The sequence below is a fragment of the Streptomyces sp. NPDC088387 genome, from assembly GCF_044753385.1.
In the GTDB taxonomy this organism is placed as follows: Bacteria; Actinomycetota; Actinomycetes; order Streptomycetales; family Streptomycetaceae; genus Streptomyces.
Genome location: NZ_JBIVNC010000002.1, coordinates 349,952 through 369,428 on the forward strand (window position 1 = coordinate 349,952; position 19,477 = coordinate 369,428).

Annotated in this window: 18 protein-coding genes and 2 pseudogenes; 9 read left to right on the top strand and 11 right to left on the bottom strand. The window is 70.5% G+C overall.

The window, feature by feature from the left end; all coding sequences use genetic code 11:
* Complete coding sequence (locus ACIQAC_RS06220; protein ID WP_402187538.1) at window positions 1-597, bottom strand: PadR family transcriptional regulator; 597 nt, start codon at window positions 595-597, stop codon at window positions 1-3.
* Window positions 598-685: 88 nt separating this feature from the next.
* Here ACIQAC_RS06220 and ACIQAC_RS06225 point away from each other — a divergent pair, with 88 nt between their 5' ends.
* From ACIQAC_RS06225 to ACIQAC_RS06240, 4 genes are all read left to right on the top strand, one after another.
* Window positions 686-2,305, top strand: coding sequence for an AMP-binding protein (locus ACIQAC_RS06225; RefSeq protein WP_402187539.1), 1,620 nt, complete (start codon window positions 686-688; stop codon window positions 2,303-2,305).
* Between the two features lie 101 nt (window positions 2,306-2,406).
* Complete coding sequence (locus tag ACIQAC_RS06230) at window positions 2,407-2,739, top strand: NIPSNAP family protein (protein WP_402187541.1); 333 nt, start codon at window positions 2,407-2,409, stop codon at window positions 2,737-2,739.
* Window positions 2,740-2,988: 249 nt separating this feature from the next.
* Entirely contained in the window at window positions 2,989-3,636 is a 648-nt protein-coding gene (locus ACIQAC_RS06235; RefSeq protein ID WP_402187543.1) for a TetR/AcrR family transcriptional regulator, read from the top strand.
* A gap of 232 nt (window positions 3,637-3,868) precedes the next feature.
* On the top strand, window positions 3,869-5,545 hold the full coding sequence (locus ACIQAC_RS06240) for an FAD-dependent oxidoreductase (RefSeq protein WP_402187545.1): 1,677 nt from the start codon (window positions 3,869-3,871) through the stop codon (window positions 5,543-5,545).
* A 122-nt stretch (window positions 5,546-5,667) separates the two neighbouring features.
* Here the strand turns inward: ACIQAC_RS06240 and ACIQAC_RS06245 are convergent.
* Window positions 5,668-6,538: pseudogene (locus ACIQAC_RS06245) on the bottom strand (IS256 family transposase); the annotation flags it as partial.
* A 46-nt stretch (window positions 6,539-6,584) separates the two neighbouring features.
* Window positions 6,585-7,433, bottom strand: coding sequence for a universal stress protein (locus ACIQAC_RS06250; protein WP_402187547.1), 849 nt, complete (start codon window positions 7,431-7,433; stop codon window positions 6,585-6,587).
* 275 nt (window positions 7,434-7,708) lie between these two features.
* On the opposite strand from ACIQAC_RS06250, the gene ACIQAC_RS06255 reads away from it, so the two are divergent.
* Both ACIQAC_RS06255 and ACIQAC_RS06260 read left to right on the top strand, forming a co-directional pair.
* Window positions 7,709-7,948 carry a universal stress protein gene (locus ACIQAC_RS06255; protein ID WP_402187549.1) on the top strand — a complete coding sequence of 80 codons (240 nt, stop codon included), beginning with the start codon at window positions 7,709-7,711 and terminating at the stop codon, window positions 7,946-7,948.
* Window positions 7,918-8,547, top strand: a complete 630-nt coding sequence (locus ACIQAC_RS06260; protein ID WP_402187550.1) for a universal stress protein — start codon at window positions 7,918-7,920, stop codon at window positions 8,545-8,547. The genes ACIQAC_RS06255 and ACIQAC_RS06260 overlap by 31 nt, the downstream gene beginning before the upstream one ends.
* Before the next feature lie 99 nt (window positions 8,548-8,646).
* Here ACIQAC_RS06260 and ACIQAC_RS06265 read toward each other — a convergent pair whose 3' ends face one another.
* The 6 genes and pseudogenes from ACIQAC_RS06265 to ACIQAC_RS06290 all read right to left on the bottom strand — a co-directional run bounded on the left by ACIQAC_RS06265 (window position 8,647) and on the right by ACIQAC_RS06290 (window position 13,789).
* Window positions 8,647-8,835, bottom strand: coding sequence for a hypothetical protein (locus ACIQAC_RS06265; protein ID WP_402188231.1), 189 nt, complete (start codon window positions 8,833-8,835; stop codon window positions 8,647-8,649).
* Window positions 8,836-9,234: 399 nt separating this feature from the next.
* Window positions 9,235-9,540: pseudogene (locus ACIQAC_RS06270) on the bottom strand (universal stress protein); the annotation flags it as partial.
* Between the two features lie 57 nt (window positions 9,541-9,597).
* The gene (locus ACIQAC_RS06275; RefSeq protein WP_402187552.1) at window positions 9,598-10,506 is read right to left on the bottom strand and encodes a universal stress protein; all 909 of its coding nucleotides are present in this window, start codon (window positions 10,504-10,506) and stop codon (window positions 9,598-9,600) included.
* Window positions 10,507-10,736: 230 nt separating this feature from the next.
* The gene (locus tag ACIQAC_RS06280; RefSeq protein WP_402187554.1) at window positions 10,737-11,159 is read right to left on the bottom strand and encodes an Hsp20/alpha crystallin family protein; all 423 of its coding nucleotides are present in this window, start codon (window positions 11,157-11,159) and stop codon (window positions 10,737-10,739) included.
* Between the two features lie 112 nt (window positions 11,160-11,271).
* Entirely contained in the window at window positions 11,272-11,952 is a 681-nt protein-coding gene (locus tag ACIQAC_RS06285; RefSeq protein ID WP_402187556.1) for a CBS domain-containing protein, read from the bottom strand.
* A gap of 100 nt (window positions 11,953-12,052) precedes the next feature.
* Window positions 12,053-13,789: a GAF domain-containing protein gene (locus tag ACIQAC_RS06290; protein WP_402187557.1), complete on the bottom strand. Its 1,737-nt coding sequence runs from the start codon at window positions 13,787-13,789 to the stop codon at window positions 12,053-12,055.
* Between the two features lie 316 nt (window positions 13,790-14,105).
* Between ACIQAC_RS06290 and ppdK the strand changes: the two genes are divergently transcribed.
* The 3 genes from ppdK (at window position 14,106) to ACIQAC_RS06305 (ending at window position 17,949) form a co-directional block, all read left to right on the top strand.
* Window positions 14,106-16,793 (top strand): pyruvate, phosphate dikinase, encoded by a 2,688-nt coding sequence (gene ppdK, locus ACIQAC_RS06295; RefSeq protein ID WP_402187559.1) that lies wholly within the window; start codon window positions 14,106-14,108, stop codon window positions 16,791-16,793.
* Window positions 16,794-16,839: 46 nt separating this feature from the next.
* Window positions 16,840-17,286 carry a hypothetical protein gene (locus ACIQAC_RS06300; RefSeq protein WP_402187561.1) on the top strand — a complete coding sequence of 149 codons (447 nt, stop codon included), beginning with the start codon at window positions 16,840-16,842 and terminating at the stop codon, window positions 17,284-17,286.
* Between the two features lie 201 nt (window positions 17,287-17,487).
* Window positions 17,488-17,949 (top strand): pyridoxamine 5'-phosphate oxidase family protein, encoded by a 462-nt coding sequence (locus tag ACIQAC_RS06305; protein ID WP_402187562.1) that lies wholly within the window; start codon window positions 17,488-17,490, stop codon window positions 17,947-17,949.
* A 45-nt stretch (window positions 17,950-17,994) separates the two neighbouring features.
* On the opposite strand, the gene ACIQAC_RS06310 is transcribed toward ACIQAC_RS06305, so the two are convergent.
* Window positions 17,995-18,813, bottom strand: coding sequence for a universal stress protein (locus tag ACIQAC_RS06310; RefSeq protein WP_402187564.1), 819 nt, complete (start codon window positions 18,811-18,813; stop codon window positions 17,995-17,997).
* A gap of 176 nt (window positions 18,814-18,989) precedes the next feature.
* Complete coding sequence (locus tag ACIQAC_RS06315; RefSeq protein WP_402187565.1) at window positions 18,990-19,433, bottom strand: pyridoxamine 5'-phosphate oxidase family protein; 444 nt, start codon at window positions 19,431-19,433, stop codon at window positions 18,990-18,992.
* Between the last annotated feature and the right edge of the window lie 44 nt (window positions 19,434-19,477).

A 19,477-nucleotide genomic window follows, 5' to 3' on the forward strand; every position in this document is an offset into this window, starting at 1 on the left:
TCACCGCGCCCCTGGCGGCGGGTCCTCCGCGATGTCCTGCCAAAAGGCCACATAGGTCTCGGCGAGCGCGATGCCGAGGCGCAGGGGCGCCATACGACGCTCTCTCCCCTTCCCCGACCGTGACTTGAGGATGTCGTCATACAGAGCAAGCCGCTCCCGGTAAAGCTCGATCTGCTGCCGGGCAAGTGCCGTCAGTTCCTCGGCCGACAGGAACTCACTGAAGAACAGCTGCATGACGGCCGTGTCGCGCATCTCGAAGATCTCCTGCGGCGCCGTGCGCAGCCAGCCTTCGAGAGCCGCCCGCCCACGGCCCGTGAGGCTGTAGGTCACGCGCCGGCGTCCCGCCTCCTCGCCTTGTTGGGTGAGGAGACCACCGGCGGCCAAACGCTTGGGCTCGCTGTAGAGCTGCGAGTGCGGAAACGGCCAGAAGTAACTGATGGAGCGGCCGGCCGCCCGTTTCAGGTCGTACGCGGAGGAGGGCCCGCGCAGCCCGACCAGCCCTAGGACCAGGTACGAGACAGGGCTGAGCCGAAGAGACGTCCCGTCCTCGTCGGCGGCGTCGGCGTCCGGCACCGGATCACCGGAGTCGATCTTCATTGACATGGTCCGTTTCGGATCGTAGGTTTCGGACTATTCTACAAGTCCGTCTTCTGAGCCAGCGGGTCTTGGCAGCGACGGAGGTGTCATGAACTTCGACGGCAGCGACCAACGAATCACCTCGTCGTACTGGCCTGCCGACGAGTCCGACGAGGTGCGCGACCACACCATCGGCCGCGTCCTGAGCCTGGCCGCATCCCGGTGGGCCCGGCGCACCGCTCTCGTGGACGGGTGCCCCCAACTGGACGGCCGACGCTGGACGTTCGAGGATCTGGAGAAGGAGGCCAAACGCGTGGGGCACGCTCTGCTCGCGCGCTTCTCCCCCGGTGACCGTCTCGCGATCTGGGCGGCCAACTGTCCTGAGTGGGTTCTGCTGGAGCTCGGCGCAGCCCTGGCCGGCCTCACCCTCGTGACGGTCAATCCCGCTTACCGCCCCGCAGAGCTCGAGTACGTCCTGCGCCAGTCAAAGGCGCGGGGCATCGTGGTGCAGCGCGAGCATCGTTCCCGCGACCTGCTGCACACGGCTGCCACCGTGTCCAAGGCGCTGCCATGGCGCTGCGAGGTGATCTCCCTCGGAGATTGGCACAGCTTCGTCCGCACCGGCACCGAGGACGGCCCGCTGCCGTATGTACGCCCGGGAGACACCGCGCAGATCCAGTACACGTCCGGCACGACCGGCTTTCCCAAGGGTGCGTTGCTGACCCATAGGGGACTGGCCAACAACGGGCGCCTCTACGCGCGTGCGATCGGTGCCGAACCCGACGATGTGTGGGTGAACCCCATGCCGCTCTTCCACACGGCGGGCTGCGGTCTTGTCACCCTGGGAGCCTTGCAGACCGGTGGCACTCACGTGCTGCCGGCAGGCTTCGACGCCGGCGTCATGCTCGATCTGTTCGCTGCCGAACGGGGCACCCTACTGCTCAGCGTGCCCACCATGCTCATCCGGATGCTCGACGAGCAGGCGTCAGTTCCTCGCGACCTTTCCTCGTGGCGAGTCACGACCCTGGGCGGCGCTCCCGTACCGCCCGAGTTGGTGCACCGTGCGGAGCGGGAGCTCGGCGTGCAGGTGGCGATCGGTTTCGGACAGACCGAGACGTCGCCGTACATCACCCACACCCGGCCCGCCGATCCACACCCGCGGTGGTGGGAGACCGTGGGCCGGCCTTTACCGCAAGTCGAAGTGAAGATCGTGGACCCCGTCGACGGCGACACCCAGCCGTTGGACCAGATCGGCGAGGTGTGTACCCGCAGCGTCTGCGTGATGCAGGGCTACAACGACGATCCCGACGCCACGGCCGCCGCGATCGACGCGGAGGGCTGGCTCCACACGGGCGACCTGGGGTCCCTCGACTCTCACGGATACCTCCGTATTCAGGGGCGCCTCAAGGAGATGATCATCCGCGGCGGAGAGAACATCTACCCCCGCGAGATCGAGGACGTTCTCTTCACCCACCCCGACCTCTCCGGTGCTTGTGTCGTCGGGCTGCCCGACGACACCTGGGGCGAGATCGTCGCCGCATTCGTCAGCCTGCGTCCGAATGCCTCCACGGACGCCCCCGCCCTCACGCGGTTCTGCCGGGAACAGCTGGCGTCGTTCAAGGTCCCGCAAGTGTGGGAGTTTGTCGCGGACTTCCCTCAGACCGCCTCCGGGAAGATCCAGAAGTTCATCCTCAAGGAACGGCTCCTCCACCGCGATGGTGAGGTGTGAGGCCAAGTCACCTCACCCGGCCTCACTCAACCCCGACCGGCTCGTGGCGTGGCAGGCAACCTTCAATCACATCGCGAAACCCACCACCCGCACTCAGTCCAATGTCCCTCCTCAGCAGCGGAGCAAGAACAGTGATCAGCGTGCACATCCGCTACGAAATCGCCCCCGAGCGCCTGGCCGACTTCGAAGAATACGGGCGCCGCTGGATCTCCCTCGTCAACCGCTTCGGCGGTACCCATCACGGCTACTTCCTGCCCAGCGAGGGTGACAGCGACGTCGCCTATGCCGTCTTCTCCTTCCCGAGCCTGGCCGACTACGAGACCTACCGCATCGACAGCGCCACGGACCCCGAGTGCCAGGAGGCCTTCGAACTCGCCCGGCGCACCGGCTGCATCAAGCGCTACGAGCGCCGGTTCCTGCGCCCGGTCCTCTGATCAAAGCACGCCTCATCGGGTGACATGACGGCTCACGGGAGGGAGCGCACAACGGGCGCAGCTTGGCCGGCGAACGGCGTGCCCATTCACCGGCTCACCGGCACAGGGACCGCACCCAGGCGCACCGCAGCGTAGTTGAAGGCGCGTTTCCGCCGACAGACGCGGAAACGTCGCCCCCAGCTGCCCCTGTCTGCCACGACCAGCACGCGCTCATCATGCGCCCCTTCCCACGACACCCGAGGTCGACCGATGCCGAAACGACCACCCCTACGCAAGGACGCGGAACGCAATCGCTGTCGCATCCTCACAGCCGCCCGCGAGGTGTTCCGGGACTACGGCACAGGCGCGACGCTCGACGACGTCGCACGGCATGCCGAGCTCGGAGTTGGCACCGTGTACCGACGTTTCGCCAACAAGGAAGCGCTGATCGACGCTCTCTTCGAAGACATGGTCGACAGAGTCGAAATCCTCACCCGGCAGGGACTGGCAGCAGAGGACCCATGGTCGGGGCTGACCCAGTGTCTCATCGATGTCTGCGAGGTACAGGCCTTCGACCGGGGGCTACGAGAGCTGATGCTCGGCACGGGCAAGGGCCCCGAGCGTCGGTCGCACGTCCATGCCCGGGTGGGTGCGGCCGTGGCAGAGCTTCTGGAGCGAGCCCAGCGCCAGGGAACTCTGCGGCCGGACATCGTCCCGGCCGACATACCCATGATCCAGCTCATGGTGGCCGCCATCAGCGACCATGCCGGCCGGCCCGAACACTGGCGCCGCTATCTCGCGCTGGTCATGGATGGCCTGCGCACGCAGCCCGGAGCCACGTCGCCCCTTCCGGCATTCACCGGCGATGATGAGCCATCGGGCGCTCTCTCAGATGGATCCACAGCGACTGGACCTTGACGGACTCAGGAGCAAAGGACGACGATAATCCCAGATGAAAACCGCCACACCATCGAGCGGTTGACACATATGGATCCATGAAGTGGATCGTTCGTATGGATGGCCCCGCCGCGCATCAAGGACCGGCGCGCCCGACAACCGGGCAAACCCCAGCCGTTGACACGACAGCACCCCGTTCACGTGTTTCTTTCTCCGTGCCCCTCGCCGCACGGCCTTACGTCGAAGGATCGCCATGAGCAAGCAGCAGCACTGTGATGTCCTGATCATCGGTGGCGGGCCGGTGGGTCTTAGTGCGGCGCTCCAGCTGGCCAAACTCGGCGTCGACGTCTGGTGCGTCGAGCGCCGGTCGACCCTGTCCAGGCATCCGAAAGCGGGGGGCATTCATCCCCGTACTGTGGAGCTCTTCCGCCAGTGGGGTCTCGCAGATGCCGTTATCGCGGCAGCTCTTCCCCCGCACCGCGGCAGGGGATTCGGCTGGACGACCCGGCTCATCGGCGGCATCCACCTCGGACACGTGATGTTCGACGACGACCCCGCAGAGCAAGCGGAATCTGCCGAGGCCAGTCCGGAAGCCGGTTGTTTCACACCTCAGGACGACGTGGAGCCGATCCTGCATCAGGCACTGCTCCGTGCGGGCGGACGCTACTCCTTCGGCACGACTGCCAAGATCCTGGAGCAGGACGACAACGGGGTGACAGTAGCCGTCAGCGGCGAACCCCTCACGCAGACCGTTCGTGCGCGGTACGTCATCGCCGCCGACGGCGTGCGGAGCGCCACACGTGACGCCCTGGGCGTCACGGAGTCCACCGCTCCTGTCTTCGGCGAGTCAATCGGCGTGTACTTCCGCAGCCAACGGCTCACGCAGCTCACTGAATCCAACCCGTACGCCCTGTCGTGGATCATCAACGCGGACATCGTCGGCTCATTCGCCCGGATAGGCAAGGAGGACAAGTGGATCTTCAATTTCGGACGTGATCCGCAGCTCCCCGACAGCGCCTACGACGAGTCGTCGTGCCTGGCCCGACTGCGTGAAGCCGCCGGCGACGCCGACGTGGACGTCGAGGTGCTGAGCATCCTGCGATGGCGCCACGAGGCGGCGGTCGCAGATTCATGGCGCGTGGGACGTGTTTTCCTGGCCGGCGACTCCGCACACCGTTTCCCGCCCCACGGCGGGTTCGGCATGAACAGCGGAATCCAGGACACGGCCAACCTGACCTGGAAACTGGTGCGGGTCCTGCACGGTGTCGCGGACGACTCCCTGCTGGACACCTACGAGCAGGAACGCAAGCCGGTCGCCGAATACAACGTCATGCAGTGTCTGGTCAACACCGAACGACTCAAGTCCACCGGGTTCATGGGGTCCGACCCGTCCGAGCTCGCCGCGATCGAGTCGCCCGAGGGGGAACCGGTACGCCGGCGCATCGCAGAGAGCGTGCCCGCCCAACGCGAACAATTTCGTTCCCAGGGACAGCAGTTCGGCTTCATCTACGAGTCCACGGCGCTGGTCGGCGACGACACTGAACCCGAGCGCTCCACGGTCAGCGACTACCACCCGACAGGACACCCCGGCGCTCGCGCACCGCATCTGTGGATCGAATACCCGGCAGGTACTCCCCGATCCACCGTCGACCTGAGCGACGGCGACTTCGTAGTACTCGCCGGGCGCGCAGGACAGGCCTGGACTTCGGCCGCCAACTCACTCGGCCTGCGTTGCGTCGTGATCAGCCCACGCATGACGGCAGCTTCCGGCACGTCCTTCGAATCCGTCTACGGCATCGAGGCCACGGGTGCTGTCCTCGTCCGGCCCGACGGACACGTTGGCATGCGGGTGCGTACCGGTCCGTCGGACCCGACAGGTGTGCTGCGCGCCGGGCTCGACCAGATCCTCCATACGCGGACGGCATCCTGAACCTTCGCCAGGTCCTGGCCACCGACGAACACGACCTCATGTCGTCCGACAAGCGATGCTGTTCAGTCGAGGAGCGTGGGAGGGGTGTGTCAGTTTAACGGCTGATCTTGGTTGTTGAGTGGTCAGCTGTTGCTCGGGGTCAGGCGTCCCTCGCAGGCGATCCGGAACGCGTTCAGGGGTGTTTTCCCACGCATGGTCCAGCATTTGCGGCCCTTGCCCGTGGGGTCCAGGCTCATCAGGGCCATGTAGATGCACTTGAGAGCGGCGGCCTCGTTGGGGTAGTGGCCATGGGCGCGGACGGACCTGCGGATGCGGGCGTTGACGCTCTCGATCGCGTTCGTGCTGCAGATGACCTTGTGGATCTCGACGTCCAAGGAGAGGAAGGGTACGAACTCGGCCCAGCCGTCCGACCAGAGCTTCACGATCGCCGGGTACCTCCGGTCCCACGCTTCCTGGAACTCCAGCAACCGCTCCGTGGATGCGTCCTCGCTGGGTGCGGTGCAGACGGGCCTGAGCGCCTTGGCGGCCTTGTCCCAGTCCTGACGGGCGGCGCAACGGAACGAATTCCGCAGCAGGTGAACCACACACGTCTGGACCATCGTGCGAGGCCAGACGGCGTCAACGGCCTCTGGAACGCCCTTGACGCCGTCGCAGACCAACATCAGCACGTCGTCGACCGCGGTTCTTCAGCTCGGTGAACACGTGCAGCCAGTACTTCGCGCCCTCGCCGCCCTCGCCGGCCCACATGCCGAGGATGTCGCTGGTGCCGTCAACGGTCACCGCCATCGCCACGCAGAGGGGACGATTCACGACCTTCCCGTCCCTGATCTTGACGTTCATCGCGTCCATGAACAGGACCGGGTAGACGCGGTCGAGAGGGCGCTTCCGCCATTCGGCCATGCCCTCCATGACTTGGTCGGTGATCGTGGAGATGGTTTGCTTGGACACCTCGGCGCCGTACACCTTGGCGAGATGAGCCGATATCTCCTCGTGGTTCCGGGGCGCGCGGTGTCGGCGAGTGTCGTCGGCTCGGCCATGGTCAGTCTTCCACCGGTCGGATCACGGCGACGGGACAGTCCGCGTGACGCAAGGCCGCCCGGCGGACCGGGTGCAGCAGCGCACCCAGGGGACCCCTGGGGCCGTGTGCCGGCACGACGACGAGCTGAGCTTCCGCACCGGCCTCGACGAGCGCCCTACGGAGCCCGCCCGGGATGTGGACGTGGCGGACTGCGGTGTCCGGGTGTTTCTTCTCCAGCGAGGTGAGGAGGTCGGTGAAGCCGTCGGCGGGTGATGCGTTCCGCTCGCGTGTCCCGTCCAGGACGGCCACTTCCGCGCCGCGGGCCGACGCCTCGGCGAACGCGAACTCCGCCGCTGCCCTGGCCACGGCAGTGTCACCGTCGGCGACCAGGACGACGGGACCCGCGGGGTCCGGGCTGCCCCGTACCACCAGCACGGGTGAGCAGCCATGGGCTGCCAGCCGTCCGGCGACAGAGCCGCGCCGCCCACCGCCGTGCCTACGGGCCGGTGTACGGCCTCCGACCACGGTGAGGGAGGCGTTCCGGGAGGCGGACGCCAGGACCGTCGCGGGGTCACCCATGAGGACCTCGTGTGTGACGCGTACGCGGGGCGCGGCTCGTCGGGCCCGGCGCTCGGCCTCTTCCAGAGCGCCCTTGACCACCTCGCACGCTCCGGGCGCGCCCCGGTCCCACGGGGGCACACCGGGCGGCACGTTTGCCGACGACCATTGCAAGGCGTGCGCCAGCCGTAGCCCCACCCCGAGTCGGTCTGCCTCGCGTGCCGCGGCCTCCACCGCCGTCATGCACGGCTGCGAGCCGTCGACTCCCACCACGACCGGACGTGTCACGAGACCCGCCGCCGGACCGTCCATGACGGTCCCCCCTCCCCCTCGCTCGGCCTGAACGGGACCCGGGCAGCCGCCGGCCGCGGGCACGCGGCCGGCGGCATCGGGCGCGACGGCCCGGTCCTGTTCCTCTCACATCAGGCTCTCCGCACGCACCGTGCCCGGGACAGGGCCGGTCGGTCCCCGGCCGCACACCGTCCGGCCCTGTTCCGGCTGTTGCCCGTCCCCTGACGCTGATAGCCGGAAGAAGACCGTGCAGCGCGGCTGCCCGCCATGGGTCGCGCCAGGCCGAGGATGTTTCCATGACCGGACCTGTCGGACCCGTCGTCGTCGGACTCGACGGCTCCCCCGCGAGCGTGACCGCCGCATGGTGGGCCGCCGACGAGGCAGCTCGCAGACGGCTGCCCCTGGTCCAGCTGCACTCATGGACCACCCAGCCGCTCAATGTGCCCATCCCGCAGGAAGCAAGCAGCACTGCGGGCGGGACGTACTGCGGCGCGCGGAGGCAGAGTTGCTGCATTGCCACCCCGATCTCGGCCTGACCACCGAGCTGGTGCCGGAGCCCGCCTCCAAGGCGCTGCTCGAACGCTGCACGGACGCGTCCGCGCTGGTGCTCGGCTCTCGTGGGCACGGCTCGCCAGCCGGCTTCCTGCTCGGTTCCATCAGCCTGCACGTGCTGGGGCTTGCGCCGTGCCCGGCCGTCGCCGTCCGGGCCGGCGACCTGGCCGTGGAGGAGAGCTGCCTCCACCCCGCCGCCGAGGAACGGGACGCGGTGGTGGGCGTCCCAGACCCGGTGTCGGCTGCGGACCCAGTGCTGGAGTTCGCGTTCACCGCCGCGCAGGCGTCCGGCGTCGGTGTGCGTGCCGTACAGGCGCGCGCTCACGAGGCCGAGGCCGAGGAACGCGCCTTGTTCGGTGCCGCGTTGGCGCCCTGGCGGGAGAAGTTCCCCGACGTGCCGGTCGTGGAACAGGCCGTCACGGGCTCGGTCGCGCAGGCTCTGGTGACCGGCTCCGCGCGCAGCCGGCTCACCGTGATCGGCCGCCGCCGGCACACCTCGCCCCTGGCGTGGAAACTCGGGCCCGTCGCGCACACCGTGCTGCACCACGCCAAGAGCCCGGTCGCCATCGTTCCGCACGGCTGACACCGGCAGGCAGCAGGACAGCAAGAAGGGGGGCGGGCCCCCTCCATCTTGCTGTCCTGTCCTTCTGTCCTTCTTCGTTCGGCATCGCTGACAGGTCGTTCAGTCGTGCGGCACCAGTGCGACGGACCGGGGCACATGATGGATCAGCGCGTGCACCACCGGACCGGTGTCCGGGCCGACACCGATACGGCGCCTGCGGCGGCCCACCACCGGCAGACCGGCCCCTTCCGCGGCCCTCACCTGGACATGCCCGGCGCGCCCCTCGTGGAGGGTCTTGCGGACGGTCACGCCCGGGTACTTCGCGCCCCAGGGTTCGAGCTGCCCGGTCAGTTCGCGTTCCGCCTCTCCCTCTGATGCCGGCCCGTGCCTCCGCCCCGGCCACACCCCTGCTGAGCGGCACGTGCCAGGTACGCACTGCGCGTAGCGGCGCGTGCCGGAGTTCGGCGGCGCGGAAGGCGAAGTCCAAGACGTCGTCGCAAGGGCCCTCGGTGTCGACGGCGACCGCGACCTCCCGGTAGGGGGTGCGGGCCGACGCCTGCTGGAACCCGTCAGCCAGGTGCTCGTGCGCCTCGGTCTCGGCGGCGCGGACGAGGACGACCGGGCGGTCCACGTGGGCCATGGTGGCCCTGCGACCGACCCGAACAGGAAGCCGCCGACGCCGCCCAGCCCCTGGCTTCCGATCACGAGCAGCTCGGCGTTCTCCGCCTCGGCGAGCAGCGCCGGACCGGGCTGCCTGTGCACCTGCTCCGCGGCGATGTACAGCCCCGGGTACCGGTCATTGAGCCGTTCTACGGCGGCGCGCAGCACCCGGCGTGCGTGGAACTGCGGTGCGCGCAGTTCGGGCAGACTGGCGTCGCCGTCGTCCTCGGGCAAGCCCTCCCAGCATGCACCAGACGCAGTGGCAGTCCGCGCAACAGGGCTTCCCGGGCTGCCCAGTCGGCCGTGGCGATACTCTCGCGCGAACCGTCGACCGGCTACGACAGTCCGAAGCACGGTCGTCAACTCCCTCTGTTGTCAGTGCTGTCGGAGTAGCTGGTCTGCGGCGGTCCCTCACCGATGCGGTACGACGGCCACGGGGCAGCCGACGTGGTGGATTGCCGCGTGGGTGACGGGCCCGGTGCGCGGGCCGACCGGCCGCTCGGCGAGCCGGTGGCCCACGACGAGGAGGCCCGCTCCGGTGGCGGCCCGGACGAGGGCGGTCGTGGGCTTGTCCTCGACGACGCTCTCCAGGACCGCCACATCCGGGTGCTTGTCCCGCCACACCTGGAGCACGGCCTTGAGGAAGCCCAGCCACTCGTAGGACCGCTGGGGCTCCTTCACCAGGCCGATGTCCCCGGCACCGAGGCCGATCGGGCTGGGCGCCTGCCAGGCGTGCACGGCCCGCAGCCGGGCGTGGCGCCGCCGGGCCGCCTCGAAGGCGAACTCGATGACCTCGTCACACGCGTCGGAGAGGTCGAGGGCGAGGACGACGTCCCGGTAGCCGGTGTCTGTCGAAGGGCTCCCGTTGTCCGCCGGCAGATGCTCGTCGGCAGCCTTCTCGTCCGCCCGGACCAGGACTACGGGCCGGGTGGCCCGCGCGACGACACCGAGTGCGACCGAGCCCACCAGGAACCCCGTGAACCCGCTCAGCCCGCGCGAACCCAGCACCATCAACTCCGCCTGGTCGGCGAACTTCAGCAGGGCCGCTGTCGCAGGTCCCTCCATCTGCTCGTCGGTCAGACGGACCTCCGGGCACACGGTGCGGATCCGGTCCTCCGCCTGTCGCAGCGAGCGCCGCGCCAGATGCCGCTGGGCCGCGTTCGCGATCTCCCTCTCGCCCTCCTCCTGGCGCGGATGCCAATTCCAGGCATGCACCAGAAGCAAGGGCCGCTCACGCCGTACAGCCTCGCGGGCCGCCCACTCGGCGGCGGCCAGGCTCTCGGCGGAACCGTCGACTCCGGCGACAACGGGCAGCACCATCACGACACCTCCCAGCTGGTCGGCTCTCTGTCCTGCTTCCAGCCTGGCGTTGCGGCTCGCGGGGGAGGAGGGGCTGCAAGGTCCTTCCCCGGGGCCGACCGGCCCCGGTCCAGCGGGAGTTGCCAGGCCAGGGTTCCCGGCGCGGCTCCTGGTCCGGCCTCACAGACGTGTGCGCGGCCGGAGCCGAAGCCCCGGCCGCGCACACGTGGTACGACTCGGCTGCCCTGCCCTCAGCCCTGCCGCACCGGGATGGTCCTGGTCGCCGTCTTCTCCTCCGGGACCGGGACCGTGATGGTCAGCACACCGTCCTTGTACGACGCTGCTGCCTCCTCGCCCTTCGACCCGGCGGGCAGCCGGACGGAGCGGGTGAACGTGCCGTAACGGAACTCGGTGCGGTGCTTCTCTGTGGTCTCCTCGGCGCGCTCGGACCGCAGGGTCAGCACGTCCTCGGTGACGGTGATCTCGACGTCCTTGGCGGGGTCGATGCCCGGGAGTTCGGCGCGCAGCGTGTACGTGCCGTCCGCGAGGTGGTCCTCGACCCGGATGCCGTGCGGTCCGGGAAGCGTGTACCTCCCGGGGAACCCGGACTCGACCCACCCGAACAGATCGGGCAGTGCCGGCCAGCCCGGGAAGCGTTCGATCATGCCGTTCATGTCACTTCTCCCTCCTCGGTGCCTGCCTTGCGCCACTTCCAGGGTTCTGCCCGGGCGCCGAGGAGCGCGTGGGCCGAACGGTCCTCTCAAGGGTCCGGTGGGATCTGGCGGTTCACCGTGCGGGCAGGTCGGGGTCGAGGTCCGGGCGGCGCAGCGGGCCCTCCAGTTCGCAGTTCACGTCCACCACGCCTTCGACGGCCCGTACCAGGCGGACGACGAGTGGGACGAGGGTGGTGTCGCGGACGTGGCCGGTGAGGGTGACGACACCGTCGTGGACCTCCACGTCGACGGGGCGTACGGGAACCGCCAGCAGGTGTGCGGCGATCTCGTGGCGTACGTCCTCGGCGATGTCCTCGTCGCCGCGCAGGAACACGTCGAGCAGGTCGGAGCGGCTCACGATGCCCTTCAGCATGCCGTCGCCGTCGACCACGGGCAGCCGCTTGACCCGGTGCCGGGCCATCAGCCGGGCCGTCTGGGCGAGGGTGGCGTCGGCGGTGACGGTGACCGCGGGGCTGGTCATCAGCTCTCCGGCGGTCACGGCGCGGGCCTTGGCCCGCCCGGTCGCGTGCCGGGTCCGCGGGTCCGCGGGATCCCGGTCACGGAACGCCTCCTTCGGCAGCAGGTCGGCCTCGGAGACGACGCCGACGACCCTGCCGTCGGCGTCCAGCACGGGCAGCGCGCTGATCCGACGCTGCCGCATGGTCCTGGCGATGTCCTTGAACTCCGCCGCGTCACGCAGGGCGACGACGGTACGGGTCATCACGTCGTCGACGACGTACGGGGTGCCGGGCATGGCGTCCTCCCGTGGTGCTGGGATGCCGCTGTGGCACGTCCAGGGTCGGGCATCCCAGCGACCGGGGCTTGGGCCGAGCGGCCCATATCCCGAAGTCCGGCTAGTCCTGTGCGACGGGCACCCACCAGACCAACGCCGTTCCCCCGCCCTCAGGGCTGCTCAGTTCCAGTTCGCCGCCGAGCTGCTGCGCGCGCTCGGCCAAGTTGCGCAGTCCGCTGCGGCGGCCGTCGGCCGGGATGCCGACGCCGTTGTCGGTGACCGTGAGCCGCACCCGGCCGGAGCCGACCGTGAGAGCGACGTCGGTTCGGTCGGCGTGGGCGTGGCGGGCGATGTTGGTGAGGGCCTCGGAGAGGACGGCGACGACGTGGTCGGCGGTCTCGCGCGGCACGTCGGTGTCGATCAGGCCCTCCATCCGCACGCTGGGCGCGAAGCCCAGCACCGGGGCCGCCTCACCGGCGATCCGCACCGCACGGGCACGCAGCCCGGTCCCGTCGGCGCCGTCGCGCGAGCGAAGGCCGAAGATCGTGGATCTGATGATCTTGATCGTCTCGTCCAAGTCGTCCACCGCGCGCACCACTCGCTCGGCGGCTTCGGGGTGTTCGATGAAACGGCCGGCGCTCTGGAGCGTCATGCCCGTGGCGAAGAGCCGCTGGATGGCGAGGTCGTGCAGGTCACGGGCGATACGATCGCGGTCCTGGAGCACCGCGACCTCCTCGGCGTCCGCGCGCCGCTCCGCCAGTTCGATGGCGACCGACGCCTGCGCCGCGAAGCCCTTCAGCGGCTCGATCTCCTTGCCGGAGAACGCCGTGGCACCGGCCTCCCGGACCAGCAGCACGACGCCCCGGACCGCCCCGGGATCCGTCCCGATGGGGACCGCCACGGCGGGGCCGAGCCCGGCGGAGAGGGCGGGCTCGGGCGGCACCAGCTCGTCGTGGGACACTTCACCGCTGGTGGCGGGGGCTCCGGAGACGAAGGCCGCACCGATCAGACTGCCTTCCCCAGGCACCACCAGGCCCCGATGCGCCTCCGCGTCCCTTCCCACGGCGAGTTCCATGACCAGCGAGCCGGTGTCCGCCATCGGCACCGCGACCACAGCAAGCGCCGCACCCGTGATCTCCCGGGCGCGGTCGGCGATCAGCTCAAGGACCTCCCTCTGCTCGCCACCGGCCATCAGCGTGTGGGTGATCTCCGCGTTCGCCCGCAGCCAGCGCTCGCGCAGCCGGGACTCCTCGTAGAGGCGGGCGTTGTCGATGGCGACCCCGGCCGCCACGGCCAGGGTCGACGTCACCGAAATGTCCTCCTCGTCGAACTGCGCCCCGCCCCGCTTCTCGGTCAGGTACAGGTTGCCGAAGACCTGGTCGCGCACCCGGATGGGGACGCCGAGGAAGGTGTTCATCGGCGGGTGGTTGGGCGGGAAACCGTAGGACGCCGCGTGTTCGGAGATCTTCGCGAGCCGCAGCGGTTCGGGGTGGTGGATCAGTTCACCGAGGATGCCGTGACCCTCCGGGTAGGGGCCGATCCGGGCGATCCGTTCCTTGCTGACGCCGACTGTGTGGAAGGCGGACAGCCGCCTGCCGTCCGGGCCGATCACCCCAAGGGCCGCGTACTCGGAGTCCACCAGGACTGCCGCGGCCTCCACGATGCCGCGCAGGGCCTGCTCCAGGTCCAGTTCCCGGCCGACGGACAGCACCGCCTCCAGGAGGCTGTGCACCCGGTCTCGGGTGCCGCGGGCGGCGTCCAGACGTGCCTGGAGCTCCTCCAGCAACTCGTCCAGCCGCAACTGCGGCAACCGTACCCGGGCCGGCTGGGTCTCCCGGGGCTCTTCGAGGCTTCCCACCTGTGTCTCCTCTGGTCCCTGGGACGGGCTGACACCGGCCGCTCCGGTCAAGGGTCACGCTACCGGCGCGAGGCACGCGACGGTACGGGATCGGAGCCTGTTCGCGGGACGGCCCGGCGACCGACCGGGGGCCGTTCGGTCCCGGACGAGGGACGGACGGCACCTGCCGGGCGGCGACACGGACGGCCGAGGCTGAATGCACGTCGCGATCAGGAGACCGAGAAGAGCGGGCGCACCGGTACGACCGAGGACAGACCGAGTGCGGCGGGCCGGTCCGACATGCCGGTACGAGCCCCGAGCCGAGGAGTACGGCGTCATGGTGCGTTACGTGTACGACTTCCGCGAGGGCCGCCGCGAAATGGCGGATCTGCTGGGCGGCAAGGGCGCGAACCTGGCCGAGATGACCCGGCTGGGCCTGCCGGTCCCGCCGGGCTTCACCGTGACCACGGACGCCTGCCGGGCCTTTCTGGCCACCGGCGTGGAGCCGCCCGACATGGCCGTGGAGGTCTCACGGCACCTGTCCGCCATCGAGGCGGGCGCGGGCCGCCGACTGGGGCAGCGGGACGACCCGCTGCTGCTGTCCGTCCGCTCCGGGGCCCGCTTCTCGATGCCCGGGATGATGGAGACGGTCCTGAACGTAGGCCTGAACGACGACTCCGTGCTGGGGCTGGCCAAGGCCTCGGGCAGCGAGCGATTCGCCTGGGACTCCTACCGGCGGCTGGTGCAGATGTTCGGCGCCACGGTCATGGGCGTCGACCCGGCCCTGTTCGAGGAGGCGATGGCCCTCCTCAAGGAGGCCCGCGAGGCCCCCGACGACCTCCACCTGGACGCGACCGACCTGGCCCGGCTCGTGGAGACGTACAAGCGCCTGATCCGCGACGAGGCCGGTGAGGAGTTCCCGCAGTCTCCCGCCGAGCAGCTGCGTCGCGCGATCCTGGCGGTCTTCCAATCCTGGAACGGCGAACGCGCCCGCCTCTACCGGCGCCGCGAGCACATTCCCGACGACCTGGGCACCGGCGTGACCGTACAGCGCATGGTCTACGGCAATCTCGGCGCCACGGCGACATCCAAAGGCGGCGGCAGCGGCGTCGCCTTCACCCGCGACCCGGCCACCGGCCGCCCCGGCCTCTACGGCGACTACCTGCCCGACGCGCAGGGTGAGGACGTCGTCGCGGGCATCCGCAACACCGTGCCGCTGGCCGAGCTGGAACGGCGGGACCCGGCGTCGTACACCCAACTCCTCGGCTATATGAGGACGTTGGAGACGCACTACCGGGACCTGTGCGACATCGAGTTCACCATCGAGCGCGGCAGGCTGTGGATGCTCCAGACCCGGGTGGGCAAGCGCACCGCCGAGGCCGCGTTCACCATCGCCGCACAGCTGGCCGACGAGGGGCTGATCACCACGGACGAGGCCCTCGCGCGGGTCGACGGCGACGGGCTGGCCCGGCTGATGTTCCCGGCCTTCGACACTTCCGCGGCCGGTGCGGCGCTCGCCCACGGCCTGCCAGCCTCGCCGGGGGCGGCGGTCGGCGCGGCCGTGTTCGACTCCGCGGCGGCGGTACGGCGGGCCGCGGCCGGCGAGAAGGTGGTCCTGGTCCGCCAGGAGACCACCCCCGACGACCTGCCCGGCATGATCGCCGCCCAGGCCGTGCTGACCAGCCGGGGCGGCAAGACCAGCCACGCGGCTGTGGTCGCCCGCGGCATGGGCAAGGTCTGCGTCTGCGGCGCCGAGGAACTCACCGTGGAGGACCGGCGTTTCACCACGCGCGGAGGCGTGGTCGTCGAGGAGGGCACCGTCATCTCCGTGGACGGTTCCGCCGGTGCCGTGTACCCAGGGGCCGTGCCGCTGGCCGACTCGGCCGTCATGCGGCTCCTGGAGGGCGGTGGCGAGCGGTCGGCGGGCGTGGTCGACGCGGTGGCCCGCGCGCTCGAACACGCGGATTCCGTACGGCGGTTGGAGGTGCGGGCCAACGCCGACACCCCCGAGGACGCCCGCCGCGCCCGCCGCTTCGGGGCGCAGGGCATCGGGCTGTGCCGTACCGAGCACATGTTCCTGGGCGAGCGCCGCAAGCTGGTCGAGGAGATGATCCTGGCCGCCGACGACGGTGCGCGCGAACGGGCACTCGCAGCCCTGCTCCCGCTCCAGCGCGCGGACTTCACCTCCATCCTGGAGGCCATGGACGGCCTGCCCGTCACCATCCGGCTCCTCGACCCGCCGCTGCACGAGTTCCTGCCCGACCGCACCGAACTCGCCGTCCGCGTCGCCGCCGCCGCCGAACCGGACCCGCACGACGTCGAGTTGCTCGACGCGGTGAACCGCATGCACGAGGAGAACCCGATGCTCGGCCTGCGCGGGGTCCGACTGGGCCTGGTGATACCGGGACTGGTCGCCATGCAGGTGCGTGCCGTCGCCGAGGCGGTCGTGGCCCGCGTCAGGGCCGGAGGCGCGCCGCGGGCCGAGATCATGGTGCCGCTCGTCGGCGCGGTCGAGGAACTGCGCATTGAGCGAGCCGAGGTTGAGCGGGTGCTCGCCGAGGTGTCCGAGGAGTCCGGCGTGCCCGTGCGCTGCCCGGTCGGCACGATGATCGAGCTGCCCCGTGCAGCCCTCACCGCCGGCAGGATCGCCGAGGAGGCCGAGTTCTTCTCCTTCGGCACCAACGACCTCACCCAGACCACCTGGGGCTTCTCCCGCGACGACGTCGAGGCCGCGTTCTTCTCCGAGTACCTCGACAAGGGCGTCTTCTCCGCCTCGCCCTTCGAGACCCTCGACCGGGACGGGGTGGGCCGCCTGGTCCGCATCGCCGTCGACGAGGGGCGCGCAGCGCGCCCCGGCCTGAAGATCGGCGTCTGCGGCGAACACGGCGGCGACCCCGAATCCGTCCACTTCTTCCACACCGCCGGACTGGACTACGTGTCCTGCTCGCCCTTCCGGGTGCCGGTGGCACGGCTGGAGGCGGGGCGGGCGGCACTGGCCGGGACCGAGGGCAGCGACAGCCGGTGAGAACGACCTGCCCGACACACCACCACCATCACGAGGAGCACGGCACATGACCGACACGGACCCCAGCGCCCCGGACGCGCTCACAGCCGTCCGGATCCGCACGGACGGCGACGTGGACGACGAGACACTCACCCACATCCGGACCAAGGTCGGCGCGGCCCTCGCCCGGCCCGGGCTGCCGGACGTCAGCGGCCGGGTCACGATCAGCCGCGACACCGCACACCACGTGGTGCTGCCGTGGGCAGCCGGGGCCGAGATCCAGGTGGGCGCCCACCTCGTCGTCGTCCACGCCCGGGAGGCGGACGCGCACACACTCGCGGACCGACTGGAGGACCGGCTGCGCGCCCAGGTGGAGCGGGCGGAGCATCGGGCGGAGTCGGCCCGCAGGACGGCGGAAAGGCCGCCGTGGCGTGGTGGACAGGCGGGAGAAGGTCATGCTCCTGCGCCCGCCGACGGCTCCTCGCCCACCGAGGGGTCTTCCCCGGCTGCATAAGGGCCGACCGGACCCGCATCGGGGCCCATCGGCCCTTGGGAGGGGCCGTGCCCCGGACGACAGTGGAGGCAGGAGCGGTACCGATCCCCCGCGGTGCCGCTCCTGCCCGTAGCCCCGGCAGCCCGTACCCGCAGCAGTCCGCACTCCGCCGGCGGCCCCGGACAACCACAACACACCCGACGCACGCACACGGAAGCCCGCATGTCCCACGACGACAGCTCAGCAGCCGTTGCGCCCCGCCACCGAGTCGAACTCGACAGTGCCGAGGCGCTGCGGCTGCTGGGCAGCGTGTCCCTGGGCAGGATCGTGTTCACCCGGCACGCGCTGCCGACCGTCCGCCCGGTCAACCACGTCCTGGACGGCGGTGACATCGTCATCCGCACCCACGAGACCGCCGCGCTGACCTCCCACGCCCAGGGGAGCGACGGTCCAGGTGTCGTCGTCGCCTACGAGGCCGACGCCATCGACCCGGACACGCATCTCGGTTGGAGCGTGGTGGTGACGGGGTACGCCCGTCTGGTGACCGACCCTGGTGAACTCGCCCGCTACGAGCGGATGTTGCGACCGTGGGTCGAGCAGAGCATGGACCGGGCCGTCCGGATCCGGCCGGACCTGGTCACCGGCGTCCTGCTCACGGCAGACCGATGGCCGGACACGGCGTGAACCGTATCCGGCCGTCCGAGGTGAGCGGCACCGGTCGGTGGCCGTTCACCCGCCGGGGACGATGACCACGGGGCAGTGTGCGCCGTGCAGCAGCGCGTGGGTGACCGGTCCCGGGCGGCCGTCAGGGCGGGATCCGATGACCACGACGACGGCGTCCCGAGTGGCCTCCACCAATGCGTGCGCGGGCGCGGTGCGGACCGTACGGCTGTCCACCTCCACACCGGGGTGGAGTTCCCGTATGCCGGCCAGGGCGAACCGGGCCACAGCCTCCTCGGCGTGCTCCAGGGTGGCCTGCCGCCGCTGCCCGGGACTTGTCGCCGGGATCGGCGAGGGCGGTTCCGGGGTGGTGTGCCGGTGTGTCCAGGAGTGCAGCACGCGCAGCCGCGCACCGCGGGCCTCGGCTTCCCGGAATGCGTATCCGGCGGCCTCTGTGGCGGTGTCGTCCGCCAGGCCGAGCAGCACGTCACGACCGCGGTCGTCGTGCGGGTTCTCGCCGCGTACGACCATCAGCGGGCCGCGCGTGCGGGCGGTGAGCCGCGTGCTCACCGCGCCGAGCACGAACCCGGCGAGGCCCCCGAGGCCCCGGGTGCCCACGACGGTGAGCACCGCGTCCGCGCTCGCCCGCGCCAGCGCCCGTACGGCGTCGCCCTCCACGGCGCGAGTCTCCACAGGCAGGTGGGGGTGCCGTTGACGTACCCGTGCGGCGGCGGAGGCCAGGACGGGTCCCGCTTCGTCGCGGTCGGGCACGGCGTACAGCACACGTAGTGCCGCACCGCGTCGGGCCGCCTCGCTCGCGGCCTGGTCCAACGCCCGAATGGAGGCCAGTGAGCCGTCCACTCCGGCGACCACGTGTTGCTGAGTCATGGCCTGCTTCCCTTCCGCTCGTCCTGTCTGTACAGGGGGTGCCTTCACCGCGATGCTCGTCGCCCGCCGAGGTGGCGGACAGGTGCCGTGGGTACCCGCCGGGACGCCGAACGGCCCGCGGGAGAAGGGCCGTTCGGTCTCTGGCGCAGGCGTGGCCCCGTGCCGGGCAGCGGAGTTCATGCCCTGAGGTCCAGGCAGCCGTACAGGCTCTGCCCGCCGGCGAGTTCGCGTCCGGTCACCAGCTCCGGCTCGATGCGGACGAAGACCTCCTCGGGTGCGGGCGCCCAGGAGCGCGGGCCGGTACGGGCCAGCCGGGCGTGCTCCGCCGGGTCGGTGACGACGGTGGCGGTACCGGTGACGACGACGCTCCAGCCGGAGTGCCGGGCCGCGTCGACGGCGTCGGCCTCGAAGGCGACAACCGCGCCGTCGACCGCGCGCGCCAGCTCCGAGGCCGCCGAGGTGCACAGCACCACGGCTCCCCGCTCGTCCAACGTGAAGTTGACCGGCAGCACCGCGGGCAGAGCCAGGCGGGTGTGGACGATGCGGCCGATCGGAGCCCGCGCCAGCAGCCGCAGACACTCGTCCCGGCCGAGTTCCCGGAATCCGTCGTTGGCGTACATCGGCCGCTCGTCTCTCGTCAGTGCCGTTCACGTGGGTGAGGTGT